The following is a 25,736-nucleotide window of genomic DNA, read 5'->3' as shown; positions in this document are numbered from 1 at the left end:
GGTTTGGTTCGCTTTGCGATAAAATAAGCTTGAAAATTATATTTGGAGGCTTTTTCATATGAACGTGAAAATATTAAAAGAGTTTGATTTGGGAATGAAGCTGGGACAGGTGAAGTCTGTTCAGCTGCACATTTCGAAGGACGAGCCGGAATATATTTTGTTCGGATATTCCGAGTCGGACAACATTGACCCCTGGGAGGAGTCGCTGCACTTTCCCACAGGCCGCATGAACTTGGCGCTCTACGGCGAACAGGGCCAGCGTATTTGGCGGCGGGAATTTGGCATTGGCGTTATTCCCGGCACGTGGTTTTCGCCGTTTTTGGCCTTTGACTTGGACAACGACGGAATGGACGAGATTTATTTTGTGCACAACACAGACGATAAGCGCCCCTTCAGCGTGTTGAGCACCGTTCTGGAAAAAATTGACCCCCGGGACGGTTCCACCATGGGCACGTGGCCATTCCCGGTGAAAAACACGGTAATGGAACCCTTAACCCACTCCTACCGCCAGAACATGACGGCGGGCTATGCCAACGGCCAGCCGGTGTTAATCACCGCCCAGGGAACCTATGGGGACATGTTTTTGCAGGCCTACAACTCCGACATGTCGCTTCGGTGGGAACGGGTAATCGGTGCAGACGAGCCGGGGCCCAGGTCTTCCCACGCCATTTCCGTGTTCGACTTTAATGAAGACGGCGTTGACGAAGTGTTCTGGGGCGAACGCCTCATCTCCATTGACGACGGTCACGACGTTGTGGTGTGCACCGACGGGGAATTCCGCGGTCACAGCGACACGGTTCTTCCGTTCCGGGCGCCTGACGGCAACATGTATATTTACACCTGCCGTGAAGATAAGGACTTTGTAGGCTGCTGGCGTGTTGTGACCTACGACGCGCAGGGAAACGTGGTTTGGCGCGCAGTGCAGAGCGAAGTGACGGGTTACAACACCAACCACATGCACATTGGCTGGGTGATGACCACAAAGCCCGACTACCGCAAAATTGCCCTGGCTGTGAAAATTGAGCCCATTGCCATGCACATTCCGTCGGAAACCTATCTGTTCGACGCGCTGACGGGCGAGCCCGTGGAATACGATTTCCCCATTCCCCTGCACAAGTGCGTGCCGGTGGACTTAAACGGCGACGGATTTCATGAATTCTTTGCCGAAGGCGTGCTGTATGACACAGATGGCAAGGTGCTGTGCCGCCCGGGCGGAACCAAAATGAACCTGACAAAGCTCTTCGGCTATCCCGGTGAACAGCTCATTTGCTATTATCCCGGCGAAACAAAGGTACGCATTTGGGGCGATGTTGACGCTGTGGATTCGGATTATATGAAAAAACGGTATGAAAACGGATATTTAAAACACATGACACAGCTCACCGGCTCGGGCTATAACTCGAACCCCACCGTGACCTGCGCAATGTAAACGGAAAAAAAGGCCGCCCTCAGGCGGCCTTCCTTTTTTTGTTTCAATTTATTTAGCTTCGTGGGTGTTTTCAAAGAAAACCTCACTCATCAGCTTCGCGGCGAGGTTAAAGCCGCGTTGAAACATTTCTTCCCGTTCCAGATCGGACATATGAATATAAACCGTAAGCATTTCGTCAAAAATGTCCAGCTGGTCTTCATTTCCCAGCTTCGCTGCCCATTTTTCCAAAATGGCGTTTACCTGTTCGTTCTGTTTCCAAAATTCTACGCTCCTAGGCTCGTAATATTTTACAGGACCTAAGCTACCAATATAAATTCTGTGTAAAACCGATTCCATTCTTATCACCTCCTATCACTATAAAGCCATTATATATTATTTTTGAGATATCATAATTCCGAAATAGAATTATAACTGCTATAAATATAAAAATTTTTATTATATAAAAAATATGACATTAGTTTTGAACGAACTGCGCGACTTATTTTTAGGCACACCCAATTTTATTCCGAAAGACTCAAAGTATTGGTCATTACTACAGAATGTTTGTGAAAAAGAGAATAATTTTACAAAAGATGAATTAGAAAAGTTTGAAAGCATTTTTAATGATATGAATGCAGCAAACTGGGTGGAGGTTGAAAATGCCTTTCATCAGGGCTTTTGCGCCGGGGCACAGTTAATGGCTGAAGTATATATGAATAAAAAATAGGGTTATTACGGTAAATAACAAAACCGGCGCTACCTTTTGGTAACGCCGGTTTATGATTTAAAGAAATAAGGCTGCTACAACCCCAGAGGCATGGTAAACGTAAAGGTGCTTCCCTGGCCTAAAGTGCTTGTTACCCACACGCGGCCGCGGTGCAGACGGGCAATTTGCTTCACCATGGAAAGTCCCAGCCCCATGCTGCCGTTTTCGTTGGTGCGGGACTTGTTCACCTGATAAAACCGCTCCCATATTTTTGGAATGTCCTCCTCCGCAATGCCCATGCCGTCGTCGGTTACGGAAAACACCGCGTTTGCGCCGTCCTTTTTCAGCGACACGGCCACTGTGCCGTTTTCCGCTCCATACTGGCAGGCGTTGGAAATGAGGTTAATAAACAGCCGGGCAATCAGCCCGCTGTCAGCCATTGCCACAACGTTTGGCTCAATGTTTAAAGAAAAGGCTGTTCCTGTTTGGCAAAGCTCCTTTTGCTCGTCGCACACAATTTCTAAAAGCTCTGAAAGGTCGGTCTCTTCCAGGCTGGGTGCAACATTGCTTTTGTCCATGCGAGAAATGGTCAGCAGCTCGGAAATGAGCTTGGCCATCTTGTCACCCTGACGCTTTACAACGCTTAAAGAGTCCCGGAACTCGCCGTCGGTTTTGGCGCAGTCTAAGGCAAATTCGCACTCGGACAAAATCACCGCAACGGGGGTGCGAAGCTCGTGGGACGCGTCCTGGGTAAACTGTTTTTCCGCCTCAAAGGAGTGTTCAATTTTGCCTAACATCTCGTCGAACACCGCGGCCAGGCGATAAACCTCATCTTTGCCGTCGCCAAGCTGAATGCGGCGGGAAAGGTCGCTGCTGTCGGCAATCTCCTGGGCGGTTCTACGCATTTTGGCAATGGGCGCCAAAGCCTTTCCTACAATGAAATATCCGCCTGCCGCCGCGATGAGAATTAACACGATAATTAACGCATAGTCCGCCGCCACGGTGGAGTTTACGGCATTTAAAGCGCCGGAAATGTTGATAACGCCTTTCACCCACACATCGCCGCTGTCTGTTGCAACCTTGCGGTCTAACATGAAATACCGTTCAGAGTTGGAGGTGACGGCTCTTAACTCGCCGTTTTGAAAGTCAATTTCGTCAAACTCAAATGGAATTTGCCCCAGCAGGGTTTCGCCGTCTTCTGAAAACACTGCCATGTGCACGCCGCCGGCATAGGTGCGGGGCTTTTTGCCGCCTGTGAACCTGCCGTCGTCTGGGCCGCCCTGGGGAGAACTGCTGTTGCCTCGGGACGGGCCGCCGGGGTTGTCCGGGGGTTCCTGGGCTGGCGCGTCTTCATTCTGTGGCGGAACTGTCCCGTCTTGCGACGGCTTAGTTTCGTCCTGTGATAGCGTGGCCCTGTCCTGCGACAGGCGCTGGCCGTCGAACTCGGAAAAATCGCCCCCGGTGCGTGCCGCCATATCTGCAAAGCCTGCCACAGAAGCTTCTAAGCTGTGTTTCGCGTCAGCCTTCACCTGAGACGTGCGGTGCACAATCATCACATAAAACACCGCTGTGGCAATGCAGAACATAATCACGGCAAACCAAGCCGTTACCCGGGCCTTTATGGAAAGCCGCCCTTTCATGCCGCGCATTAAAATTCCTCCTTCAGCACATACCCCTTGCCGCGAATGGTATGAATCAGCTTTGTTTGTTCGCCGTCGTCAATCTTTTTCCGCAGATAGCGGATATACACGTCAATCACATTTGAACCGCCTGCATAGTCAAAATTCCAAATGTGGTTTTCAATTTTTTCCCGGGACAGCACAAGCCCCTTGTTCATCAGCATATATTCTAAAATGGCAAACTCCTTTGCGGAAAGGTCAATGGATTTTCCGCCCCGGGTAACGGTGTGGCGGCCGGCATCAAGCGTCAAGTCGGCGGCTGTAAGCACATTGGTACTATGACCTGCGCGCTTGCGGGTCATCACCCGAATGCGGGCCAGAAGCTCATCGAAAGCAAAGGGCTTTACCAGATAGTCCTCCGCACCGGCGTCTAAGCCGGTAACTTTGTCTTCTACCGTGTCGCGGGCGGTTAAAAACAGCACGGGAGTATGGTCTTTTCTCTCCCGCATGGCCGCCACCACCGAAAGCCCGTCCCGCCGGGGCATCATAATATCTAAAATTACGCCGTCATACTCGCCGGCGTCTAAAAAGTCCAGAGCCTCCTCACCGTCGAAACAGCTGTCAACGCTATAGCCCGCCTTTTCTAAACGCTTGGTGATAATCCGGTTTAAGTCGCGCTCGTCCTCTGCAACCAAAATGCGCATTTGCCCCGCCTCCTTTTTTCTTTATTTTATCATGTGCAGATGGTTTTTTCAACCTATTTTGCAATGGCGGGAATTTCGGAAATAGAAATGGTTAAGTTCCCGTTTCTGCACCGAAGCTGGTCAATCAGTTCCTTTTCGTCTGCTCCTTCCGCCATAACAATGTGATATGTCAGCACGAACACAGACCCTAAGTCCGCCGTTTTTACGGCGTTTAGGCTAATACGTTTGGTATAGGCTTCAAACACGTCTGCAAAGGCGCCGGTGTAGTTTAAATCCTCCGGAATGGTGATTTTCAGCATACGTGCCCGTGCCCGGGGCCGTCCGAACTTCGATTTTTCCAAAATAGCCATAATGATGCACAAAATCACCACAAAGGCGAGGCCGTAAAAATAAAAGCCAATACCGCAGGCAAGACCCGCCGCCACGGAAAAGAAGATGTAACCAATGTCTTTTGGGTCGCCGGGGGCGCTGCGGAAGCGAATGATAGAAACTGTGCCCGCAAGGCTGAACGCGCGGGCAACGTTACTGCCCACAAACAGGATAATCACGCTCATAATCACAGGCAGCATAAAAAGCGTTAACACAAAGTTGCGCTGAACATTTTCGCTGTCGTTGGTTTTCAAGTAGGTAAAGCCAATCATGAAACCGCTCAGGCCGGAAACCAACAATGCAAGCAGCACGGCTGTAGCCGTCAGCGTTTCGCCCGAACCGGCGGTAAGTGAAGTGAGAAAGTCGTTCATCGTGTAAAATCCTTTCCGGCCCGCTTGTATTTTTGCACCTCAACGGCGGGCCGCATTTGGGGCGTTTGGTAAACTATTAGCGTTAAGCTGTTTTTTTCGCATCCGTTTGGGCGGCGGGCGCGGGCGCTGTCAGCGCGTCTAAATAAAAGCTGCCATATTTTGAAAAGCTCTGTTTATATAGTCCTTGGTCTGCCAGCAAATCTGTCAGCCAAAGGGGAGCGGCAAACCTGGTTTTCACCTCCATCACATAAACGTCGGATTTTATGATCGGCGTGCCTGTGTCAGCGGAGGTTAGCGACAACCTGTCGCTCCTGGCCCGGAGATTGCGGTCAAACGAAATGCGCAGGTCGTGGGTTTCCCTGTCAAAATAGGCAATGCGGTCGTAGGCCACAAAGGCCTTTGGCATAAGGGTATGGGTGCGCACAAAGTAAGAAAGCTCGCCCATTACCTGCCGGTTCATGCAGGGCAAAACCTGGGGCAGGGCGCCGGTTTGAACAAACTCCGCCGCACAGGAAAGAGGAATTGCGGTGCGCCGCTTGTTTACCAAACCGCGGTATTTTTTCTTAATTTCCAGATAGACCAAATCGTCGGGCTTCGCTCTGCCGTAAGAACGCAAACGCAGTTTTTCCTTATAGGCCGGCTTGGCAACGGAGGCGCGGATTAGGGCGCAGTCTTCTGTGTCGTAATAAATGTTGCAAATGGGGTAGAACACGTCCCCCGCACTGTGAGCATCCGGCTCCATGTGCTGTTTCACCGCCTCGTTTACCTTTAAAAAGGTTTCGCGGGTTAAAAGATATTTTTGTTCATACCGGTTAAATACTTCAATTGCCATAATTCATTCCTCCTTTCTATGCGGTTATGTTCACCGTGCGGGTTGCTTCGTCCCATGTGACAGTTAGGCCTAAGCTCTCTGCAATGAACCGCACGGGAACCAGCGTTCTGCCCTCTTTCGAGAGAACCGGCGCGGTCAGAAGACCTATTTTTTCGCCGTTTTTGTCCGCTTCGGCGCTGCCAATGGTGAGCGTTAGAGTAACGCCGTCTTTCCAGGCTGAAACGGTTTGCGTGGCTTCGTCCCAGGTTACCTCCATACCCAGCGCTTCAAAAATGCCGCGAAAAGGCACTAAGGTGGTGTCGTTTTCAATGGTGGGTGATGCGTCAAAGGTGAGCGCCGCGCCGTTTAATACCACCTGAATGGGCTTTTGTGCTCCGCCCCAGCCGTTTTGGGGACGGACACCGCCGTCTTTTCCGCCAAATCCTTCGGTTCCGTCAGCACCGTCTGCCCCGCCAGGAAAACGTCCGCCGCCAGAGCCGTTCGGGCCGCCGAAACCGCCTGCACCCCGGCTGCCCAGCGTAACCTGCTTCTGCGTCATTTCAACGGTTTGCTTCTCCTCGCCGTTGATGTATAACGTGTAGGTTTCGTTTTCTTTTAATTTATGAGAGGAATACACTACAGAAGAAAAGGCTTTTTTTGCAGTATATTCAAAAACCGTGTTCCCGTCCGGTCCGACAAGCGACACAACAGAGCCTGCCTGGGCGGTTTCGGAGAGATTTACTAAAAATGCACACTGGTCGGAACCGCTGGTAACGCCCATTGCCATGCCGCTGCTGCCCACGGCCACAACCGTGCCGCCGGACACTTCAAACCGTCCCTCAGTGTCAATTGCACTGTCTCCGCCTGAGGTGGGGCCATCAACATAAAGTTCGCCGCCGGTCATATAGATGGAGTCGTTGGAATCCACCCCGTCACCGGACGCGTCGATTTTAATTATGCCGCCGTTAATATAAATGCTGCGGTCTGTGGCTTCAACACTTGAATTGGCTTCGGTATTTGAGGCGTCTGCGCCGCTTCCGGCAGTCTTGCCTCCGTCGGGAGGCATCATAGCTTTGCGGTCTTGCACAGCGCCCTCGGGCGGTGTTCCCTCAGGAGGTGTTCCATTTTGCTGTTCACCGTTTGGAAGTTCAGGGGGCGTTTCGTTTGACTGCGCGCCGTCCGGCCGCTGGCCGCGGCCGCCCATTCCGCCAAACCCACCTGCGCCAAATCCGCCTGTACCCAGTCCGCCGCCGGAGTTCAGCCCGTCGTCTGTGGACACAATGTTAATTTCACCGCCGTTAATGGTGAGCGTGGTGCCGCTTTCAATGCCTTCCTCGCTTTTGGTAATGTTTATCACGCCGCCGTCAATCACCGCGTCCTCCTCCGCCTGAATTCCGTCGCTTACGGCAGAAATATTCAGCGTGCCGCCGCTCATTTTAAAGGTATTGTTCACGTGAATTCCGTCTGTTACGTTTGCCGTGATATTGAGCACGCCGTTTTCAATGGAGATGTCGTCGTCCGAGGCAATGCCGTGTTTGTAATTTCCCACAACGGTGAGACTGCCGTTTCCCTTAATTTCCAAATCGTCGTTGGAAAAAATGGCTGCTTTGGCGTCTGTGTCGCCGTAGTCCAAACCGTCTTCTACAATGTTTTCGGTGTTTTCCGTTACGGTAATCAGCGATTTTTCCGCGTTGTCAAAGAAAATGGCTGGGCCGCTTTCATTTTTTAGCGAAACGCCCGAGAGCCTGAGCTTTACCTTGTCCTGAGCGTTTACATAAATCATGGCGTTGTTATTTTCGCCTGTTACGGTGAAGTCGCCCCCTTCGGTAATGGATATGGTGTTGTCCGTTACGGCGATGCCCGCACCTGTCACAGTCATGGCCGTTAAATCAATTGTGCCTAAATTGTCTTCATAAGAGGCGCAGGCCGAAAGCAGATAACAGGTTTGCATCAGCAGGCATAGCGCCGTGGATATCGCAATTTTTTTCATGTTCATCCTTCCTTTCTGTGTTTCGTTACTACTTATCATACCGGCCATTTATTAAATCAACATTAAAACTCAAAAAAAATTTGCAGAAGGCCATAAATTTTGATATAATGGGCCTAACCAAAGGAGGGATTTACTATGTATGACATCGTAGTGTGCGGGGGAGGCTCCGCGGGCGCCGCTGTGGCACTGTTTGCCGCGGAGGGCGGAAAAGACGTAGCATTGATTGAGCAGTTTGGCGAGCTGGGGGGGATACTCACCTCCGACTGTCTGGGCTACGTGATGGACGCAAAGGACAAAAAAGGGTTTGTAGAAACCTTAAGGGCCGCTGTGGGAACACAGTTTGAGCCGGAAACGGAAAACTTTAAGTTCGACACGGAGCAAATGAAATATTACTTAGAGCGCCGTTTGGTTGATGCAGGCGTAGACATTTTTTATTTCTCCAAAATTTTTGACGCTGACGTAGAAAACGGCAAAATTACCGCTGTGAGCGTTTTAAACAAGGACGGATTTTTAGAAATCCGGGGGAAAATATTTGTAGATGCAACCGGCGACGGCGACGTTGGCTTTTTTGCCGGGTGCGGTTTTGAATTTGGAGCAGACGGAAAAGAGGGCCAGCCCATGAGCTATCTTGCCCTGCTCACCGGGTTAGACCGGGAGGAAGTTAAGTTTTTCACCAACAACTATCCTGGTTTCCCCATTGAAGCAGGCAAAAAAAATATGCTCGCCGAGCTAAAGCGGGCAGGATTTACGCCAAGCTATTTAATGCCCACGCTTTCCTACATCCGCGAAGGGGTTTATAACTTTGGCGTGAACCACCAATATGGCAGCGGAATTGACAGTAAAACACTTACCAAAGCCACCATTGAGGGCCGTCACGAAGTGTTTCAGGCGGTGAACGCACTGAAATCCTTAGGCGGCATTTGGAAGAACATTTCCGTTATCGCCACGCCGACCTATATTGGCGTGCGGGACGGAAGAAGATTAAAAGGCGAATACACCGTAACGGTGGACGATTTAATTACCGGGGCCAAACATGAAGATAGCGTTTGCCGCGTTACCTTTAATGTGGACGTGCACACAAAGGGCGGCTATGAAAACGCAGATGTTAAAATGAAGCCCTACGACATTCCCCTCCGGGCGCTGAAAGCAAAGGGCATTGAAAATCTTTATATGGCGGGACGGTGCATCAGCGGAGACTATCTGGCCCATGCAAGCTACCGCGTTTCGGGCAACACGTTCACCATGGGGCAAAATTTAGGAACCTATTTGGCAAAGCATTTTTAAGCAGCGTTATTTTCGGATTTCCCTGCGGTACCGGCCCGGAGAAATGCCCTGACTTCGAACAAAAAAGCGACTCAGGCTGTATCCGCTGGAAAACCCGGTTTTCTCCGCAATCTCCGCCATGGTGTCGTTCCCGCCGGCTAAAAGCTGTTTCACCTTTTCAAGCCGGATTTTGCTGATGAGCTGGGAAACACTTGCTCCCCGGCGTTCCAGAGTCAGACGGTTTAACTGTTTTAGGCTTAAAAACAGTTGGTTAGAAACAAATTCTGCAGTAATACCTCGGTCGATGTTGTCACGAATAATCTGTTCAGCACAGTCCGCCAAATTCTCGGCTTGAATAAACTTCTGGGGGCGTGCTGAAAACAGGCCGGGGCAGGCAATGCGCAAAGCATCGGTTATCAGCGCACCGGCAAGGGCGCAAATGGTGTAGTCTGCGCCGGGGTCGTTTTTCTGAGCGGTTGTTTGCATCATTTCAATAATAGTTTCCATTTGCCGCGTGCCGGATAACACCCTGCATCTGCCAAAACATGCTCCATCGTTTTCCGCAGAAAAGGCCATCACAAATTTTGCGCTGTTGGGTGCAATTCCCAAAAAGGCGTGGTCTTCCATGGGCGGCACCAATAAAAATTCGCCCGAGCCAATGGGGTAGGTTTCGTTTGAAACAGCCGTGCCGCAATTTACAGTGGCTGTGCCGCTGCCGGTCAAAAAAAAGTGCAGTTCAAACAGCGAGTGGCGGTGCCTGGGTACCTCCATTGGCTCAAATTCCGCACGCACAATTCTGCACCAGGCCGATTTAATGTGTCCCAAAACGGTATCGGTTTCTATCAGAATTCGGTTCATCCTGCTGGAGGAACGGTGATATTCTGCGCGGTCCATAACATTGCACTCCTTTCTTTTTTTTCATTATACCAAAAAACAAAGCTATGCTGCAACTGCTTTTATCATTTTTATTTAAAGTTAATGGTTGACAATTGACTTTTTTCGATATATAATGACAATATATAAAATATTAACATTTTGGGGGATTGAAAAATGAAAAGAACAGTTGCTTTTTTTGTTAGCTTGTGTATGGCTCTTGTGCTAATTGCTGTACCGGTGTATGGGGCGGAGGACAGGCCCATCCGTGTGATGGTAGACGGTGCAGAGCTTGCATTCGACGTGGATCCTGTAATTGAAAACGACAGAACGCTGGTACCTATGCGTCTGATTTTTGAGGCACTGGGCGCAAAGGTGGATTGGGACGAAGCAACCCGTACAGCTTTGGCGGTGAAGGGCGACGTGAAAATTTCCATCACTATTGACAGCGCAGAACTGATGAAAAACAGCAAAGCCGTTGCATTAGACGCGCCTGCACGACTCATTGGCGGACGAACGCTGGTTCCTGTGCGCGCTGTGTCGGAAGGAATGGGCGCAAAAGTGGACTGGGACGAGGCAAGCCGCATGGTGCAGATTGTAACATCGGAAGAGCCATCACAGCCGGAAAAGCCGGAAGAACAGGAAAAACCGGATAAAACACAGAAACCAGCTGAGCAGGAAAAACCAATTGAGCAGGACAGCAAGGATCCGGGACCTTATATTCCGGATGGATTTGTGGATTTTGCGGAATTGTCTGATGTGGACATGGCGGCATTAAAAGCGCGATATAACAACCTTATCCGCTACGATTTTGAACAATTGTCCCTGCCCAGAGCGGTAATTGTTGAACACACAAGCTTTGCCAAGGAAATTAAAAATAAGTCTAAAACAGCGGAATCACTGGCAAGAGATGTTTGGAATAAAATTGTAATTTCCCACCTGCTTGAAATTCAGACCAACTCCGAAACAAACTATTACATTGGAGATATTGACGGCGACGAACTATACGAAACCTATTTGTCCATTGTGAAAAAGGCAGGACTTGCGGCGGAGGAACAGTTTGACATAAGCTTTGAAACGTTGGCAAACGGCTATCCGATGATGCTTGTGACGTTTCGGAACACAGACACGTTGATGGCTTGTAAGTTTTTAGGTGCTGTTGCCATGCCCAACGGCACGGTGCGCTATTTTACCGCGGAGACCGATCTTGTGAATAAGGACAACCTGTATTTTTGTGAGGTAACAAAAACAAAGCGCGGCACAATTGGGCTAATGGGATTTGAAAAAGAAGAATTTATTCAGTGCGCATGGATTACCATTGAGAATGATTTGCCAATGGCCGCAACATTAGAAAGAAATCTTTAAAAAGTCTTGACATTTTTAGAAAAGTGTGCTATCTTAATTAGTAGAAGAGAGTGTTCCGCGCAGGCGGAAGCAGTTGAGTTGAGATAAGTTTAGCTGAGATGAGCAGAGTGAATATGTTTTTTTTATGATGTATTTTATCCTGCCTTTAAACTTATTTTAAAGGCAGGTTTTTTATTTCTCACCAACGCTCTTCAAAATATTTTTTTAGGAGGAACGAACCATGCAGAAAATCCCTTACAAAATTTATTTGGAAGAAAGTGAGATGCCAAAATATTGGTACAACGTCCGGGCGGACATGAAAAATAAACCCGCGCCGCTGTTAAATCCGGGAACGCTGAAACCCATGACGGCCCAGGAGCTGTCCGGCGTGTTCTGTGAAGAGCTGGTGCAGCAGGAGCTGGACAACGAAACACAGCAGATTGAAATTCCCGAAGAAATTAGGGAATATTACAAAATGTTCCGCCCGTCGCCGTTGATGCGGGCGTATAACCTGGAAAAAAAGCTGGGTACCCCGGCAAAAATTTATTATAAGTTTGAGGGCAACAACACCAGCGGCAGCCACAAGTTAAACTCCGCTATTGCCCAGGCCTATTACGCGAAAAAACAGGGCTTAAAAGGCGTTACAACAGAAACGGGTGCAGGGCAGTGGGGCACGGCTCTTTCCATGGCCTGCTCCTATTTTGGGCTGGATTGCAAGGTGTTCATGGTAAAGGTGTCTTATGAGCAGAAGCCCTTCCGCCGGGAGGTAATGCGCACCTACGGCGCTTCGGTTACGCCGTCGCCTTCTGATACTACCAATGTTGGCAGGAAGATGCTTGAGGAGTTCCCTGGCACCACGGGCAGCTTAGGCTGTGCCATTTCCGAGGCTGTGGAAGTTGCGGTTGGCACAGAGGGTTACCGCTACGTTTTAGGCAGCGTGTTAAATCAGGTACTTTTGCATCAATCAGTTATCGGTGTGGAAACGAAAACCGCTCTGGATAAATTTGGCATAAAGCCCGACATCATTATTGGCTGTGCCGGCGGCGGCTCGAATTTAGGCGGCCTTATCGCGCCATTTATGGGGGAAAAACTCAGAGGCGAGGCGGACTACCGTATCATTGCGGTGGAGCCTGCATCGTGCCCCAGCCTTACACGGGGAAAATATGTTTACGACTTTTGCGACACGGGCATGGTTTGCCCCTTGGCAAAAATGTATACTTTGGGCAACGGGTTTATTCCTGCGCCCAACCACGCAGGCGGCCTGCGCTATCACGGCATGAGCTCGGTGCTCTCCCAGCTGTTTGACGACGGGATGATGGAGGCACGTTCGGTAGAGCAAACACAGGTGTTTGCTGCGGCAGAGCAGTTTGCGCGCACAGAGGGAATTCTACCTGCGCCAGAGAGCGCCCACGCCATTTGTGCAGCGGTGGACGAGGCGATGAAGTGCAAGGAAACCGGCGAGGAGAAAACCATTGTGTTTGGTCTTACCGGAACAGGCTATTTCGATATGGTGGCCTATGAAAAATATCACAACGGTGAAATGTCCGACTATATTCCCTCAGACGACGATTTGGCACAAGGCTTTGCAACGATTCCAGACATAAAATTATAAAATTTTAGAAAAGGCGGCAGGAATTACCTGCCGCTTTTGCGTTTTTTTGTTTTGCATAAAATACGCAAATAACCCAAAACTAAACGTGGCGGCAGTTTGCTATGTTTAGGGAGGACATGCTTTGAAAAAACAAGCAATTTTTTTGCTGACACTGGTGCTGACGCTGTTTGCACTGCCCGCCGCAGGCGTTGCGGCGGAGTCTTATGGAAAATCCAGCCTGACGGTGTTGATGTACCACAAACTTTCAGACGACCCGGCGGAGGCCAAAAACGCATTTTGTGTGCCGCCCGCCGTGTTTGAAGCAGACATTAGGTTTTTAAAGGAAAACGGATATTCGTTCTGTTTTGCGTCGGAAGTAGACGCGGTTTTAAATGGGGAGTTACCCAAAGCCCACTATGTGGCTGTGACATTTGACGACGGATATGAAAGCGATTATTTTTGCGCCCTGCCCGTGCTAGAAAAATATGGTGCAAAGGCAACATTTTTTATTGTTACTGCGAAAATTGGCACAGAGGACCATATAAAACAGGAGCACCTTGTGGCGCTTTCTGCTTCCGGTGTGGTGGAAATTGGGAGCCACTCCCATCACCTGCACGACAAAACTGCAAAGGAAATTCGGAGCGTTTTTGACAGCGGAGATGTAAAACAAATTGCCGGAGATTTTCAGGAAAATGCAATCCGGCTTGAAGCAATTACGGGGAAAAAAGTGAAAACCATGTCCTATCCCAACGGGATTTGGACGAAAGAGGCCGACAAGGCCCTGCGGGCTGCGGGCTTTTCCGCAACCTTCACCAGCGATGACAAACAGGCATTAACCGCGGGCACGCCCCACGGCAGAATAAACAGATGTGTGGATTTTGAGCTGGGCGAACTGCTTGCCAAATGAAAACAGCGGGCGAACCGAAAAGGTTCGCCCGCTTATTTTTCTATCTGTCGCTTTTTTAGGCGCGGAACAAAATTTTGTCCTATTATTAACTTACACCTGAAAATAAAAGGACGAAAAATATTTAATATATAATCACACACACAAGATACACGAAAAGAGCATATCCTTAACTATTTTCAGACGTAACGCGCCTAAAAAAACGGCAGATGTCGCTATCACGTAATCTATTATATCACATAAAGTTCATAAAGTAAACTGTGTATAGTTAAACTTTTTCAAATGAAACAATTAAAATGAATATAGTACCGCATTTTTGTGATACTATCTCTATATTTAGGAGTTGAGTTTGAATGACACTGAAAGAAGCCATAGCCAAACGCATTTTGGAGCTTTGCGAGCAGAAACAAATTACCGTAAACAAGCTTTCCATGATGTGCGGAATGACGCAGTCTACTTTAAACAACATCATAAACACAGGCAGTAAGCGGCCTCAGGTTGACACCATTAAGAAAATCTGTGACGGTTTAGGAATTGGCCTTGGAGAGTTTTTCTCTGCAGATTCGTTTAAAGAGGTTGATGAAGAATTTGAATAAAGACACATAAGACGGCAAGTGATTTGCAAATTTATAATTAGCAATTAAATCCAAACAGCACCGCCCTTGTTCTTTTTATGTCACAATTCGTCACCTAATAAAGGGTTCTGTGACAGTTCCATTCATCAAATGTCTGTAAGCGGGCACATTCCGAAATGTATTACCCATCATTTCGCTGCTTCTATAATCTCGAAGTTTATTTAAATCATAGTCCGCCAGAAATAACCCTTCCTCCTGTTCTCCTGCGACAAAAATCTCCATATTTAGACATTCTCCATCTTCATTCCACGCAATAGGAGAGAACGCACAGGACCTGCCGGCTCCTTTACCCGGCGGGTTCGCCATAACAACTCCGCACATGTTTTCATAGGCCCTGGTTTTCAACGCACACAGCCGCGGCTCCATACTGCCGCAGTCGTTGGGGACCAAAATAAGCTCTGCGCCCATAAGCATCAGCTCCCGTGCGCTTTCGGGATATTCCCGGTCGTAGCAAATCATCACGCCCAGGGTTACGCCGTCAAATTCGCATACGGAAAAAGCGGTTCCGCGCTCTAGGCAGGCCTCATCGGAAAAGGCACAGGTGTGCACCTTGCTGTATTTCATTAAAATCTGACCGTCGCGGCCAATGACAAAAGCACTGTTTTGCGGCTTTGCGTTCCCTTTGGTAAACGCAGTGACCACCGCGCCTATGGAAAGCTCGGAACACGCATGGCAGAACTGTTTTATGTATGGGCTGTCACCGCCCAGCGCCTCGTCGTTTGTAATAGGTAGTGCATAGCCGGTGATGAAACACTCGGGGAACAACAAAAGGTCTGCTCCCATTTGCTTTGCCTGTTTTAAATACGCCAGCCCATCTTTTGTGTTTTGCTCACAATTTTGTCCTGCACGTTTTTGTAGGACGGCAATTTTCAAATTTGACATCTTTTTCATACCCTTTTCCTTAAGGCTAAATAAGGCCGATATTATTTTTTAAAAAACACCCCGAACACTGGCCCAATGTGAGTGGCAATGGTGGGGCCAACCTTAGCCCTGGTAATGTTTACGCCGGGGAACTGCTCCGTTAAATAGCCCAACAGTTCTTCTGTTTCCTCGTCCATTTTACCGTTTACCACAATCAGGTCTTTTCCGGTTTGATCCGGGGCGTGGCTAACTAAATATTGAAACAGCTTTTTAGCCAGCTTCTTTCTGCCGCGCACCTTTCCCACAGCCTCCATCAGCCCGTCTTTTATGGTGAGCACAGGAGCCAGGTCCAGCATGTTGCCGAAAATCAGCGAGGCCTTGTTAATTCTGCCGCCTTTTTCCAGATAGGTCAGGCTTTTCGGAATGACAAACACGCCATAGCTTTCAATGAATTCTTTTGTTTTTTCTTTAATTTCTAAAATATCCATGTCATCTTTCGCCATCTGGCTGGCGTTTATTGCCGCCTGGCCGTAGATATAGGCAAAGGACCTGCTGTCTAAAATTTCGATAACCGCGTTGGGGTTTTCCTCTAAAATCATATTTTTTGCCAGATGCATGTTGTTATAAAACCCACTGGCGTTGGACGAAAGGGAAATAACCAAAATCTGTTTCCCCGCTTCAATGTGTTTTTGAAACACGTCGTAAATGTCCCCTGTGGAGGGCTGGGACGTGTGGGGAATTTCCTTGCAGGTTTCCAGCAGTTCGTAAAACTCGTCAGAGAACACGTCTACTCCGGAGAGATAGTCCTTGCCGTCTGCTGTAATTTTAATGGGAATAACCTCAATGCCGAACCGCTCCTGTTCCTCTTTTAAAAGATCCGACCCGGCGTCCGTAATAATTTGAATGTCTGCCATATTTTTATGTTTCCTTTCAATCATATTTATTAAAACTAAGTTCTTTTGAAACGTTATGAACGTTTAAAACAAGGCCAATGGCCAAAAAGTTTGTCACCAAAGACGAGCCGCCGTAGCTTAAAAAGGGCAGCGGTATGCCGGTCACGGGCAAAAGCCCTAAACACATGCACACATTTTCCACCACATGAAACAGCAGCATAGCCCCCAGACCCACGCAGATGAGGCTGCCTGCGTCGTCCTTTGCGGTTTTGGAAATGCCAAACACCCGAAGCACCAGCAAAAACAGCAAAATTACCACAATGGCGCAGCCCAAAAAGCCAAATTCTTCGCCGATAACGCCGAAAATAAAGTCTGTTTCTTTCTCGGGCAGCAGGGAAAGCTGATTCTGAGGGCCGTTTAAATAGCCCCGTCCCAAAAGCTCGCCGGAGCCAATGGCAATTTTCGATTGCAAAACCTGATAACCCGCCCCGGTGGGATCTAATTCGGGGTTAAAAAACACCATAATCCGGTTTCTCTGATAGGGCGCCATTACCAGCCATGAAAGGGGCAGCAGCAGGCAAGCGGCGCCTAAGGCCGACAGGACATATTTCATGGAGATTCCCGCTACAAAAAACATGGCCGCAAACATGAACGTAAACACTAAGGCCGTGCCCGTGTCATTCTGCAAAATTACAAGGCCCGTGATACCGGCGTAGAATGCGGTGAGCTTTAACACTTCTTTTATGTCGTTGAGCTTTCCCGCTTCTTTTGCCGCAGACAGCTTGTAGGCAAACACCACGGCAAACGCAATTTTAATAAGTTCAGAAGGCTGAATTCCAATGCCGCCGAACCGAATCCAGCTGTTTGCGCCGGTTTCCTCCCGTCCGCTGCCAAAGATTAAAACAAAAATTAAAACAGCCAGGCTTGCAATGTAAATGTGGGTTGCATAGCTTTTATAAACGCGGTAGTCCACAAATGAAAGGGCCAGCATCAGCCCGACGCCCAAAACCGCTGCAAGGGCCTGCACAGCAATTTTGCGCACACTTTCTGCACTTTGGGTGGCACTGTAGATAAAAATAAGCCCAGCACCTGTGAGAAGAAGCGCAAGTGCAATTACCCCATAATCCAAATGGGAAAAATGTTTCTTTAGCAAATCCTTTCTCAAAACGCGGCCTCCCAATTAGCAATTTCTTCCTATTTATTATATCAGATTTTTCATCTTTGGTAAAGTCATTTTTCTTATTTTCCCAAATTTTTTCGAATTTATGAAAGCGTTTGCCTGCACCGCTGCGCCTTTTGCGGGGTATTAATCCGGGCGGGTTATTTGTTTATGGCATTCAGCTGGGTTTTCAGCCGCCTGATTTGACGTTTCAACGCTCTGCCCCTGGGCAAAAGCGCAAGTCCCGCTTTTTTTGCAATTTCTTCCGCAGCCTGAGAAATCGTTATTTCGTCCGTTTCAATTTTCGTTTCAAACACAGGGCTTAAAAACGCGGTAACACAGTCCTTTGCCCTGCGCCCCGCCCAGGAGTTTTTTCCCTCAAACCGCTTTCTCAGCCGCTTATAAATGGTTTGCTCACTTGCGATGAGCGTAAAGTGCTGCACCGGTGCGCCGTCCGCCCTGAGCGCGCCGAGAATTTCGTTTAAATAAGCTTTGTTCATCACCGTCATGGGAACGACAATCACGCCGTCATAGTCGCGGCACAGCTTTTTTAACATGGTAATATTCATGGCGCGCCACAGGGGATTGTCCTGAAAATCGTCGTGCCACAGTGCTTTCGGCGTTGTTTTGCGCAGGCAATATCCAACCTCCTCCGGGTCGTAAAAGAATGAGTGCTCCGTCCGCCTGCAAAGTTCCGCTGCTGTCTGAGTTTTTCCGCAGCCCCATGCGCCGTTAATCCAAATTAGCATAAGTTGTTCACCTCGCTGCCATTGTATCAAATGAAACGGAAAAAAACAAGCGGTTTTTTTGCTGGAGTTATTGACATATGCCCATATCTGTATTACAATCACAAATAAATAATATAAAACCTTGTTTGTTGGAGATGACAAAATGATTCTTTTAATTACAGGTGCCTCTCATACAGGGAAAACTTTGCTGGCACAGAAAATTCTTGAAAAATATAAATATCCTTATTTTTCTATCGACCATTTGAAAATGGGCTTAATACGAAGCGGCAACACAGATTTAACTCCCGAAGATGACAGAGAATTAGAAGCCTATATGTGGCCGATTATTCGAGAAATGATGAAAACTGCTATTGAAAACAAACAGAATCTTGTGGTAGAGGGTGGTTATATTCCCTTTGACTGGAAAAATGATTTTACTGGCGAATATGTGAAAGAAATTCAATATTACTGCCTCGTGATGAGCGAAAAATATATAAAAAATCACTTTTCGGATATTAAATATTACGCCAATGCAGTTGAGCAGCGCGTTGATGATTCGTGGTGTACAACGAATTCTATACTTGAAGAAAACGCTTATTATCGCGATATGTGCAAACAGCACAACTGTGATTACATTTTGATTGATGAAAGTTATTGTGTAGATATCGAATTGTAAATTAGAATATGAATGGAAAACAAATCGAAGTGAAGGGCGGCAACGCAGCGGTCTGCACAGCATTAAAACCTGAATGTGCAGGCGCCGCGCCCTGCTGCCGCCGATACCAAAAATAAGGAGAAACCAAAATGAATGTAGTAATTGTTGGCGGCGTTGCCGCAGGAACCAAAACAGCGGCTAAGCTGAAACGGGAAGACAGAAGCATTAATGTTACCCTCATAACAAAAGACCGTGATATTTCCTATGCCGGCTGCGGCCTGCCCTATTATGTGGGCGGTCTGATTGAAACCGAGGAAGAGCTGGTGGTAAACACTCCGCAAAAATTTGCCGCCCTTACCGGAGCGGATGTTATCACGGGCATGGAGGCCACCGGCCTCGACGCACAAGCAAAAGTGCTTACCGCAAAAAATTTAGACACAGGGGCCGAAGAGGAATTTTCCTACGACAAGCTGGTCATTGCCACAGGAGCGTCGGCGGCTGTTCCGCCAATCCCCGGCATTCACATTCCCGGCGTGTTTAAAATGCGCACCCCGGAAGACGCTGTAACTGCCCGTGACTATGCTCAAAAACACAATGTGAAGCAAGCGGTGGTAATTGGCGCGGGGTTCATTGGCCTTGAAGTTGCAGAAAATTTGCAGAAGCAGGGCCTTTCCGTCACGGTGCTGGAGTTTGCAGACCAGGTGATGCCCGGCGTGTTCGACTTTGAAATGGCAGACTTTATCTATCGTCATTTGGAGAAAAAGGGAATTCGCGTATATTTGAGCACCAAAGCGGAGGAGATTTTGGGCGGCGGTTCCGTTACCGGCGTGAAATCCTCAGCCGGAGAATTTTCCTGCGGAATTGTGATTGCCGCTGCCGGCGTGCGTCCCAACACCGCGTTTTTAAACGGCACGGGAATGGAAATGGTGAAAGGAACCATTGTGGTGAACGGGCAAATGGAAACGAATTTGCCGGACGTTTATGCCGCCGGCGACTGCGCAATGGTGAAAAACAGGCTGACCGGCGCGCCTCAGTGGTCGCCTATGGGTTCTTCGGCAAACCTGGAGGGCCGCACCCTGGCCCAGATTTTAAGCGGAAAAGACCATGGAGAGCCAAAAGCCTATCCCGGCGTTTTAGGAACCTCGGTGGTGAAACTGCCGGACTTAAACTGCGGCAGAACGGGGCTCACGGAGGCCCAGGCACGCGAGCTGGGGTATAACGCTGTCTGCGCCGTTGCCGTAACCGATGACAAGGCGCACTACTATCCCGATGCGGCGTTTTTTGCCACCAAACTCATTGCGGAACAGGAAACCCACAAGCTGTTGGGCGTGCAGGTGTTGGGCCCCGGCGCTGTGGACAAAATGATAGACATTGCGGTAACAGGCCTGAATATGGACGCAAGGCTTGAGGACTTTGAAAACGCAGACTACGCCTATGCACCGCCGTTTTCCACTGCCATTCACCCCTTTGTGCAGGCGGTGTATGTTTTGCAAAACAAGCTAAACGGCGCGCTTAAGAGCTTTACCCCGGCGGAATATATGCGGGGCGCGGCAGAGGGTTACCGCGTGATTGACGCCTCCGGCGTGCCGGCCATTCCCGGCGTAAAGTTTGTAGACCTGACAAAAGTAAACGGCGAGGTGGAGGGCTTAAATAAAGACGACAAGCTGCTGCTGGTTTGTGCCAGAGGCAAACGGGCCTATTTCCTTCAAAACAGGCTGCGCCATTTTGGCTACACCAACACAAAGGTGTTAGAGGGCTCTACTAGCTTTAACGTGCTAAAAACAGACGGCGAGGCGGAAGTTTCCCCCGAAGACGTAACCCGGGTGAAAGGGTTGGGTTTCTTGCGGGACAAAACCACAAAAAACAAGTTTAACTGCCGGGTTATCACCCGGAACGGAAAAATATCAGCGGAGGAGAGCCAGGCAATTGCAGAAGCGGCCAAAATTTACGGCAGCGGCGAAATTACCATGACCACCCGCCTGACAATGGAAATTCAGGGCGTGCCTTATGAAAACATTGAACCGCTGCGGGAATTTTTGAGCCGGGCAGGCTTAGAAACCGGCGGAACAGGCTCTAAGGTGCGGCCTGTGGTGTCCTGTAAGGGGACAACGTGCCAGTATGGCAACATCGACACATTTGCCCTGTCGGACGAAATTCACCGCCGGTTTTACCAGGGCTACCGGGAGGTAAAGCTCCCCCACAAATTTAAAATCGCTGTGGGCGGGTGTCCCAACAACTGCGTAAAGCCCGATTTAAACGATTTGGGCATTGTGGGTGCAAACGTGCCGCAAATCGACCTGGAAAAATGCCGGGGTTGTAAGGTTTGCCGCGTTGAAAATGTCTGTCCTATGAAAGCGGCGGCAGTTACAGACGGCAAAATTGTCCTTTCTGAAAGCTGCAACAATTGCGGCAGATGCGTGAAAAGATGTCCTTTCGGCGCGTTTGACAGTGCGAAAACCGGCTACCGGGTTTACATCGGCGGACGGTGGGGCAAAAAAATTGCCCGGGGTCAGATGCTGGGCAAGGTGTTCACAAACGAAGAAGAATTGCTTTCCGTTGTGGAAAAGGCCATTCTTTTGTTCCGCGAGCAGGGAATTACCGGCGAGCGGTTTTCCGACACGGTGGCTCGCTTAGGGTTTGAAACTGTGGAGGAGCAGTTGTTGTCTGATGAATTGTTACAGCGCAAGGCCGAAAACATTTCGGCGCAAAAACACTTAAAAGGCGGGGCGACTTGCTGATGAAATTTATAAAAAACTGTTTCATTCTGCTCATGGCGGCAGTGGCGGCTTTGCCTCTTGCCGCCTGTGGGAAAGGCAAAACCACAACCGAGCTTTCCGGCGGTGGCGCCTATTACACCTTTGTGGACCATGCGGGCACAAAAATTGTGTTAAACGAAGCGCCGAAGCGGACGGCGGTGCTGTTTTCCTCTTTCGCGGAGGTGTGGAAGCTGGCTGGGGGCGAAACAGCCGTCACCGTTGGTGAAAGCGTAGAACGCGGATTTGCAGACGAAACTGCCCTGTTGGTTGACGGCGGCGCAGGCAAAACCATTGATACCGAGCGGCTACTTTCCTATAAGCCGGATTTTGTTATCTGCTCGTCGGACATAGCGGCCCAGGCAGAAGCGGCAAAGCTGTTAAACCAATCCGGCATTCCGGCGGCGGTGTTCCATGTAGAAACGTTTTCCGACTATCTGAACATGCTGAAAATCTGCACCGACATCACAGGCAATTTTGAAAACTATAAAACCTATGGAACAGATGTGGAGGAAAAGGTGAACGAAGTGAAAAAAAGGGCCGAAGAAACGAAGTCTGTGCCGCAGGACAGCATTTTGTTTGTGCGGGCAGGCTCCACAGTCAGCGCCACCAAGGCGAAAACCGCAAAAGACAATTTTGTGTGCGTTATGTTAAACGAGCTGGGCACACGCAACATAGCGGAAAACGCCGCCGTGCTGCTGGACGGCTTAAGCATTGAAGAAATTCTGGCCGAAAACCCGGCCCACATTTTTGTTTCCACCATGGGAAACGAAGCCGCGGCAAAGACCTATATGGAAAGTGTGCTTGCCGGCGACCCGTGGCAGGGGCTTTCCGCCGTGCAAACCGGACAGGTGCACTTTTTGCCCAAAGACCTGTTCCAGTTTAAGCCCAACGCGCGGTGGGGCGAGGCCTATGAATATCTTTACGACCTGCTCTACACGGGACTAAGCTGATGGAAGCAATAAAAAAACGCCTGCCCTTTTCGCTGGCGCTGGCGGCGCTTACGGCTATTTTGCTGGCTGTAGCCGTGCTGTCCCTGCGGCTGGGCAGCGCACACCTTTCGTGGAGCGCATTTTTCGGCGGTCTTTTTCATCAAAAGGGGTTTGAAACCGAAACGCTCATTCTCTATGCCGTGCGTCTGCCGCGCCTAACCGCCGCGGTGCTTGCCGGGGCGGGGCTTTCTGTTTCCGGCGTGCTTTTGCAAAGCGTAACGGGCAACGATTTGGCAAGCCCAGGCATTATCGGCGTTAGCTCCGGCGCGGGCTTTATGGTAATTTTGTGCCTTAGCTTTTTTCCGGCGGCGTTTGTTTTTGTGCCTGCCGCGGCGTTTGCCGGCGCGTTTGGCACCACATTGCTCATTTTGACTGCGGCAAACAAAATCGGCGGCGGCAAACAAACGTTCATTTTGGCGGGCATTGCGTTTACGGCAATTCTAAACGCCGCCATTTCGTTTCTTTCGCTGTTAGACACCGACGTGCTCACAGCTTATAACTATTTCAGCGTGGGCGGCCTTTCCGGTGTGCAGACAAAAAGCCTAATTGTGCCCGGCGCAGTGATTTTTGTGTGCATTGGGCTGTGTTTGTGCCTTGCGCGCAGAATTAATTTGCTGTGCCTGGGCGACGGGCTGGCCTCGTCTTTGGGAGTGCGGGTGCGTCTGCTGCGCACGGTGTGCCTCATTTTGGCCAGCGCTTCCGCCGGGGCGGTGGTAAGCTTTGCGGGCCTTTTGGGGTTTGTGGGGCTGGTGATACCGCACATTGCCCGCAGGCTGTTTGGCATGAACACAAAACGCCTGTTGGCCGCTGCACCCATTCTGGGCGCTGTGCTGGTGCTGTTGGGCGATTTGCTGGGCCGCGTAGCCTTGGCGCCAACCGAAATTCCGGTGGGAATTGTTATGTCGGCCATTGGCGCGCCGTTTTTCTTTGGACTGCTGCTGAAAAAAAGTGGGGGGAACTATGCTTGAAGTGAAAAATTTATGCGCCGGATTCGGCGCACATCAGGTGTTAAAAAACGTCAGCTTTTCGCTGACACCCCACAAGCTTACGGCGGTTGTGGGGAAAAACGGATGCGGAAAATCTACCCTGTGCGCGGCAATCGGCCAGCAATTGCACTATACCGGCGAAATCTTGTTCCGCGGGCAGAATATAACGCTCATGCACCCGAGTGAGCGGGCAAAGGCAATTTCCATTTTGCCGCAAATGCTGACCAGCCCCCGCATTACGGTGCAGGAGCTGGTGATGTTTGGCCGGGCGCCTTATCTCGATTTTGGCAAACGTCCCCAAAAGCAGGACACGGAGGCGGTGGCAAACGCAATTTCTGCCATGAAGTTAGAGCATATGGCGGGGCGGTTTGTGAGCAGCCTATCCGGCGGCGAGCGGCAGCGGGCCTATCTTGCCATGATTTTGGCGCAGGAAACGCGGCTCATTGTGCTGGACGAGCCCACTACCTATCTGGACTTGGCCTATGAAACGTCGTTTTTAACAACCCTTTCCGAGCTGAAAACCAGACACAAAAAAACGCTGATGGTGGTGATGCACAACCTGTCGCAGGCGGTGCGCCACGCCGACAATTTGGTGGTGCTTTCCGGCGGCGCCGTAGCCTTTTCCGGAAGCGTTGATGCGTGTTTGGAGCAGCGCGTGTTAGAGGACGTTTTCGCCATAAAAAAGCATATTTTTTATGAAGACGGCCAGCAGTTTGTGGTGTTTACCGCGTAAATGATGGCAGGACGAAAAGGCCGCCAAAGGATAGGAAGCAGCCTTTTCAGGGGGATTATTATTTAGGGATTAGCGTTTTACAACGCGCGCAAAGGGGCGGGCGTGTCTTATGTTTATATTTAATCACACACACAGATACATAAATTATTGAGCATATCTAAATTTGGACGCACCCGTCCCCCGCACTCAGTTGAGTTAGTTTGGGCGGCTTTTCCCGTCAGAGGGCCGCCCGGGCGCAATCAAAGATTGACAAACAAAGAGCCAGATGTTATAATTGAACTGTCACGAACAATTGAAAACGGCCCCGGTCTGTCTGCATTTCTGCACTTTTTTTGATTACTGCATAACGGCGAAAACACCGTCTATAATGTTATTACAGCACGGCGATAACGCCGTGTCAATACTTTTTTTAAATTTTTATTGGAGGGGTGAATAATGTATTTAGCAAACGCTTTAAAGAGATTCAGAAAAGATTTTAACCTCACACAAAAAGAAGTGGCAGCACATGCAAACGTTGATGTAAGAACGTATCAAAGTTATGAATATGGTAAATTTATTCCGACAGCTACAGTACTCATTGCTATTGCAGAATATTACGATATATCACTTGATTATTTAGTTGGAAGGACGGAGCAAACAAGAGTAAATCGTTGAGAAACGGAGGGGCAAAATGGTTTTATCAAAAGCATTTAAACGTTTTCGTAAAGAATTTAACCAAACACAAAAAGAGGTAGCGGAACACGCAAATGTTGATGTAAGAACGTATCAAAATTATGAATACGGCGAAATTGTGCCCTCAGCCACCGTGCTGATTGCGATAGCCGATTTTTATAACGTTTCAATAGATTACCTCGTTGGCAGAACGGATAACCCAAAAATAAACCGTTGATAAGTAGGGGAAAGGTGACTGAATGAACCGATATCCGTTGCGGCTAAGTGAGCTGCGAAAAGCAAAAAATTTAAAACAAAGTGATGTAGCAGATTTACTTAAAATTACAACAAGGCACTATCAGGAAGTCGAATATGGAAAAATTAATCTTTCTATGACGACGCTCATTAAGCTTGCCAATTTTTATGATGTTTCAATCGATTATCTTGTTGGCAGAACGGATAGCCCAAAAATTTACCGTTAATAGTTGGGGAGACATAAGATGATTGATTATGCAGGCCGTTTAAAAAAAATAAGGTTAAAAATGGATTTGAAACAAACTGAAGTAGCTGCTGCGGCAGGGCTTTCATTGCGCACATACCAGCGATATGAGTATGGTCAGCGTCAACCTACAGCAGACGTATTAGTCGCGCTTGCTAACTTTTACGATGTTTCAATCGATTATCTTGTCGGAAGAACGAACAACCCCAACATGAACCGATAATTGCACGGAGGAATT

The 25,736-nt window shown here is 49.1% G+C and carries 27 protein-coding genes; 16 read left to right on the top strand and 11 right to left on the bottom strand.

Features of this window, described 5'->3' with window-relative positions:
- The first annotated feature begins 58 nt into the window (after positions 1-58).
- Positions 59-1,429: a hypothetical protein gene (locus H8698_RS03060; protein ID WP_249311122.1), complete on the top strand. Its 1,371-nt coding sequence runs from the start codon at positions 59-61 to the stop codon at positions 1,427-1,429.
- Positions 1,430-1,477: 48 nt separating this feature from the next.
- Here H8698_RS03060 and H8698_RS03055 read toward each other — a convergent pair whose 3' ends face one another.
- Positions 1,478-1,765, bottom strand: a complete 288-nt coding sequence (locus tag H8698_RS03055) for a DUF6809 family protein (RefSeq protein WP_249311121.1) — start codon at positions 1,763-1,765, stop codon at positions 1,478-1,480.
- Positions 1,766-1,889: 124 nt separating this feature from the next.
- Between H8698_RS03055 and H8698_RS03050 the strand changes: the two genes are divergently transcribed.
- The gene (locus tag H8698_RS03050) at positions 1,890-2,135 is read left to right on the top strand and encodes a DUF6809 family protein (RefSeq protein ID WP_249311120.1); all 246 of its coding nucleotides are present in this window, start codon (positions 1,890-1,892) and stop codon (positions 2,133-2,135) included.
- A gap of 74 nt (positions 2,136-2,209) precedes the next feature.
- Here the strand turns inward: H8698_RS03050 and H8698_RS03045 are convergent, their stop codons facing one another.
- The 5 genes from H8698_RS03045 to H8698_RS03025 all read right to left on the bottom strand — a co-directional run bounded on the left by H8698_RS03045 (position 2,210) and on the right by H8698_RS03025 (position 7,978).
- Complete coding sequence (locus tag H8698_RS03045; RefSeq protein ID WP_249311119.1) at positions 2,210-3,763, bottom strand: sensor histidine kinase; 1,554 nt, start codon at positions 3,761-3,763, stop codon at positions 2,210-2,212.
- The gene (locus H8698_RS03040) at positions 3,763-4,437 is read right to left on the bottom strand and encodes a response regulator transcription factor (protein ID WP_177677251.1); all 675 of its coding nucleotides are present in this window, start codon (positions 4,435-4,437) and stop codon (positions 3,763-3,765) included. Before H8698_RS03040 ends, H8698_RS03045 begins: the two co-directional genes overlap by 1 nt.
- 53 nt (positions 4,438-4,490) lie before the next feature.
- Positions 4,491-5,177: a DUF4956 domain-containing protein gene (locus H8698_RS03035; protein ID WP_249311118.1), complete on the bottom strand. Its 687-nt coding sequence runs from the start codon at positions 5,175-5,177 to the stop codon at positions 4,491-4,493.
- Positions 5,178-5,259: 82 nt separating this feature from the next.
- Entirely contained in the window at positions 5,260-6,009 is a 750-nt protein-coding gene (locus tag H8698_RS03030) for a polyphosphate polymerase domain-containing protein (RefSeq protein WP_249311117.1), read from the bottom strand.
- Between the two features lie 16 nt (positions 6,010-6,025).
- Positions 6,026-7,978 carry a carbohydrate-binding domain-containing protein gene (locus tag H8698_RS03025; protein ID WP_249311116.1) on the bottom strand — a complete coding sequence of 651 codons (1,953 nt, stop codon included), beginning with the start codon at positions 7,976-7,978 and terminating at the stop codon, positions 6,026-6,028.
- Positions 7,979-8,113: 135 nt separating this feature from the next.
- On the opposite strand from H8698_RS03025, the gene H8698_RS03020 reads away from it, so the two are divergent.
- The gene (locus H8698_RS03020) at positions 8,114-9,262 is read left to right on the top strand and encodes an FAD-dependent oxidoreductase (RefSeq protein ID WP_177677259.1); all 1,149 of its coding nucleotides are present in this window, start codon (positions 8,114-8,116) and stop codon (positions 9,260-9,262) included.
- 6 nt (positions 9,263-9,268) lie between these two features.
- Here H8698_RS03020 and H8698_RS03015 read toward each other — a convergent pair whose 3' ends face one another.
- Positions 9,269-10,135, bottom strand: coding sequence for a helix-turn-helix domain-containing protein (locus H8698_RS03015; protein WP_249311115.1), 867 nt, complete (start codon positions 10,133-10,135; stop codon positions 9,269-9,271).
- Between the two features lie 156 nt (positions 10,136-10,291).
- On the opposite strand from H8698_RS03015, the gene H8698_RS03010 reads away from it, so the two are divergent.
- From H8698_RS03010 to H8698_RS02995, 4 genes are all read left to right on the top strand, one after another.
- Complete coding sequence (locus H8698_RS03010; RefSeq protein ID WP_249311114.1) at positions 10,292-11,479, top strand: copper amine oxidase N-terminal domain-containing protein; 1,188 nt, start codon at positions 10,292-10,294, stop codon at positions 11,477-11,479.
- 220 nt (positions 11,480-11,699) lie between these two features.
- Positions 11,700-13,070 carry a TrpB-like pyridoxal phosphate-dependent enzyme gene (locus tag H8698_RS03005; protein ID WP_177677263.1) on the top strand — a complete coding sequence of 457 codons (1,371 nt, stop codon included), beginning with the start codon at positions 11,700-11,702 and terminating at the stop codon, positions 13,068-13,070.
- Between the two features lie 121 nt (positions 13,071-13,191).
- Entirely contained in the window at positions 13,192-13,956 is a 765-nt protein-coding gene (locus H8698_RS03000; protein ID WP_249311113.1) for a polysaccharide deacetylase family protein, read from the top strand.
- Positions 13,957-14,306: 350 nt separating this feature from the next.
- Positions 14,307-14,549 carry a helix-turn-helix domain-containing protein gene (locus tag H8698_RS02995; protein ID WP_249311112.1) on the top strand — a complete coding sequence of 81 codons (243 nt, stop codon included), beginning with the start codon at positions 14,307-14,309 and terminating at the stop codon, positions 14,547-14,549.
- Positions 14,550-14,639: 90 nt separating this feature from the next.
- On the opposite strand, the gene H8698_RS02990 is transcribed toward H8698_RS02995, so the two are convergent.
- The 4 genes from H8698_RS02990 to H8698_RS02975 all read right to left on the bottom strand — a co-directional run bounded on the left by H8698_RS02990 (position 14,640) and on the right by H8698_RS02975 (position 18,250).
- A complete protein-coding gene (locus H8698_RS02990) occupies positions 14,640-15,479 on the bottom strand; it encodes a carbon-nitrogen hydrolase family protein (protein WP_249311111.1) in 840 nt (279 codons plus the stop codon).
- A 32-nt stretch (positions 15,480-15,511) separates the two neighbouring features.
- Positions 15,512-16,363 (bottom strand): DegV family protein, encoded by an 852-nt coding sequence (locus H8698_RS02985; RefSeq protein WP_249311110.1) that lies wholly within the window; start codon positions 16,361-16,363, stop codon positions 15,512-15,514.
- Between the two features lie 16 nt (positions 16,364-16,379).
- Complete coding sequence (gene rodA / locus H8698_RS02980; protein ID WP_177677271.1) at positions 16,380-17,507, bottom strand: rod shape-determining protein RodA; 1,128 nt, start codon at positions 17,505-17,507, stop codon at positions 16,380-16,382.
- Between the two features lie 155 nt (positions 17,508-17,662).
- The gene (locus tag H8698_RS02975; protein WP_249311109.1) at positions 17,663-18,250 is read right to left on the bottom strand and encodes an AAA family ATPase; all 588 of its coding nucleotides are present in this window, start codon (positions 18,248-18,250) and stop codon (positions 17,663-17,665) included.
- Positions 18,251-18,392: 142 nt separating this feature from the next.
- Between H8698_RS02975 and H8698_RS02970 the strand changes: the two genes are divergently transcribed.
- The 9 genes from H8698_RS02970 to H8698_RS02930 all read left to right on the top strand — a co-directional run bounded on the left by H8698_RS02970 (position 18,393) and on the right by H8698_RS02930 (position 25,721).
- On the top strand, positions 18,393-18,905 hold the full coding sequence (locus H8698_RS02970; protein ID WP_249311108.1) for a P-loop NTPase family protein: 513 nt from the start codon (positions 18,393-18,395) through the stop codon (positions 18,903-18,905).
- Between the two features lie 128 nt (positions 18,906-19,033).
- On the top strand, positions 19,034-21,622 hold the full coding sequence (locus tag H8698_RS02965; RefSeq protein ID WP_249311107.1) for an FAD-dependent oxidoreductase: 2,589 nt from the start codon (positions 19,034-19,036) through the stop codon (positions 21,620-21,622).
- Entirely contained in the window at positions 21,622-22,590 is a 969-nt protein-coding gene (locus H8698_RS02960; RefSeq protein ID WP_249311106.1) for an ABC transporter substrate-binding protein, read from the top strand. Before H8698_RS02965 ends, H8698_RS02960 begins: the two co-directional genes overlap by 1 nt.
- Entirely contained in the window at positions 22,590-23,597 is a 1,008-nt protein-coding gene (locus H8698_RS02955; RefSeq protein WP_249311105.1) for a FecCD family ABC transporter permease, read from the top strand. Before H8698_RS02960 ends, H8698_RS02955 begins: the two co-directional genes overlap by 1 nt.
- A complete protein-coding gene (locus H8698_RS02950; RefSeq protein WP_249311104.1) occupies positions 23,590-24,348 on the top strand; it encodes an ABC transporter ATP-binding protein in 759 nt (252 codons plus the stop codon). The genes H8698_RS02955 and H8698_RS02950 overlap by 8 nt, the downstream gene beginning before the upstream one ends.
- Before the next feature lie 435 nt (positions 24,349-24,783).
- A complete protein-coding gene (locus tag H8698_RS02945; RefSeq protein ID WP_177677285.1) occupies positions 24,784-25,002 on the top strand; it encodes a helix-turn-helix domain-containing protein in 219 nt (72 codons plus the stop codon).
- A 16-nt stretch (positions 25,003-25,018) separates the two neighbouring features.
- On the top strand, positions 25,019-25,237 hold the full coding sequence (locus tag H8698_RS02940) for a helix-turn-helix domain-containing protein (RefSeq protein WP_177677287.1): 219 nt from the start codon (positions 25,019-25,021) through the stop codon (positions 25,235-25,237).
- A gap of 22 nt (positions 25,238-25,259) precedes the next feature.
- Positions 25,260-25,481 carry a helix-turn-helix domain-containing protein gene (locus H8698_RS02935; protein WP_177677289.1) on the top strand — a complete coding sequence of 74 codons (222 nt, stop codon included), beginning with the start codon at positions 25,260-25,262 and terminating at the stop codon, positions 25,479-25,481.
- Between the two features lie 18 nt (positions 25,482-25,499).
- On the top strand, positions 25,500-25,721 hold the full coding sequence (locus H8698_RS02930; RefSeq protein ID WP_177677291.1) for a helix-turn-helix domain-containing protein: 222 nt from the start codon (positions 25,500-25,502) through the stop codon (positions 25,719-25,721).
- The last annotated feature ends 15 nt before the right edge of the window (positions 25,722-25,736 follow it).

It is taken from the genome of Congzhengia minquanensis (assembly GCF_014384785.1).
Classification (GTDB): domain Bacteria; phylum Bacillota; class Clostridia; order UBA1381; family UBA9506; genus Congzhengia; species Congzhengia minquanensis.
Note: the sequence above shows the minus strand (reverse complement) of the source record. Positions and strands in the feature narration are given on the sequence as shown.

Bases quoted from the DNA above. Each gene is read 5' to 3' on its own strand.
- H8698_RS02950 (WP_249311104.1), top strand. From the start codon at position 23,590: ATGCTTGAAGTGAAAAATTTATGCGCCGGATTCGGCGCACATCAGGTG.
- H8698_RS02995 (WP_249311112.1), top strand. From the start codon at position 14,307: ATGACACTGAAAGAAGCCATAGCCAAACGCATTTTGGAGCTTTGCGAG.
- H8698_RS03055 (WP_249311121.1), bottom strand. From the start codon at position 1,765: ATGGAATCGGTTTTACACAGAATTTATATTGGTAGCTTAGGTCCTGTA.
- H8698_RS02955 (WP_249311105.1), top strand. From the start codon at position 22,590: ATGGAAGCAATAAAAAAACGCCTGCCCTTTTCGCTGGCGCTGGCGGCG.
- H8698_RS02935 (WP_177677289.1), top strand. From the start codon at position 25,260: ATGAACCGATATCCGTTGCGGCTAAGTGAGCTGCGAAAAGCAAAAAAT.
- H8698_RS02945 (WP_177677285.1), top strand. From the start codon at position 24,784: ATGTATTTAGCAAACGCTTTAAAGAGATTCAGAAAAGATTTTAACCTC.
- H8698_RS03020 (WP_177677259.1), top strand. From the start codon at position 8,114: ATGTATGACATCGTAGTGTGCGGGGGAGGCTCCGCGGGCGCCGCTGTG.
- H8698_RS02990 (WP_249311111.1), bottom strand. From the start codon at position 15,479: ATGAAAAAGATGTCAAATTTGAAAATTGCCGTCCTACAAAAACGTGCA.
- H8698_RS03030 (WP_249311117.1), bottom strand. From the start codon at position 6,009: ATGGCAATTGAAGTATTTAACCGGTATGAACAAAAATATCTTTTAACC.
- H8698_RS02960 (WP_249311106.1), top strand. From the start codon at position 21,622: ATGAAATTTATAAAAAACTGTTTCATTCTGCTCATGGCGGCAGTGGCG.
- H8698_RS02965 (WP_249311107.1), top strand. From the start codon at position 19,034: ATGAATGTAGTAATTGTTGGCGGCGTTGCCGCAGGAACCAAAACAGCG.
- H8698_RS03045 (WP_249311119.1), bottom strand. From the start codon at position 3,763: ATGCGCGGCATGAAAGGGCGGCTTTCCATAAAGGCCCGGGTAACGGCT.
- H8698_RS02970 (WP_249311108.1), top strand. From the start codon at position 18,393: ATGATTCTTTTAATTACAGGTGCCTCTCATACAGGGAAAACTTTGCTG.
- H8698_RS03040 (WP_177677251.1), bottom strand. From the start codon at position 4,437: ATGCGCATTTTGGTTGCAGAGGACGAGCGCGACTTAAACCGGATTATC.
- H8698_RS02930 (WP_177677291.1), top strand. From the start codon at position 25,500: ATGATTGATTATGCAGGCCGTTTAAAAAAAATAAGGTTAAAAATGGAT.
- H8698_RS03025 (WP_249311116.1), bottom strand. From the start codon at position 7,978: ATGAAAAAAATTGCGATATCCACGGCGCTATGCCTGCTGATGCAAACC.
- H8698_RS02985 (WP_249311110.1), bottom strand. From the start codon at position 16,363: ATGGCAGACATTCAAATTATTACGGACGCCGGGTCGGATCTTTTAAAA.
- H8698_RS03010 (WP_249311114.1), top strand. From the start codon at position 10,292: ATGAAAAGAACAGTTGCTTTTTTTGTTAGCTTGTGTATGGCTCTTGTG.
- H8698_RS02940 (WP_177677287.1), top strand. From the start codon at position 25,019: ATGGTTTTATCAAAAGCATTTAAACGTTTTCGTAAAGAATTTAACCAA.
- H8698_RS02975 (WP_249311109.1), bottom strand. From the start codon at position 18,250: ATGCTAATTTGGATTAACGGCGCATGGGGCTGCGGAAAAACTCAGACA.
- H8698_RS03005 (WP_177677263.1), top strand. From the start codon at position 11,700: ATGCAGAAAATCCCTTACAAAATTTATTTGGAAGAAAGTGAGATGCCA.
- H8698_RS03060 (WP_249311122.1), top strand. From the start codon at position 59: ATGAACGTGAAAATATTAAAAGAGTTTGATTTGGGAATGAAGCTGGGA.
- H8698_RS03035 (WP_249311118.1), bottom strand. From the start codon at position 5,177: ATGAACGACTTTCTCACTTCACTTACCGCCGGTTCGGGCGAAACGCTG.
- H8698_RS03015 (WP_249311115.1), bottom strand. From the start codon at position 10,135: ATGGACCGCGCAGAATATCACCGTTCCTCCAGCAGGATGAACCGAATT.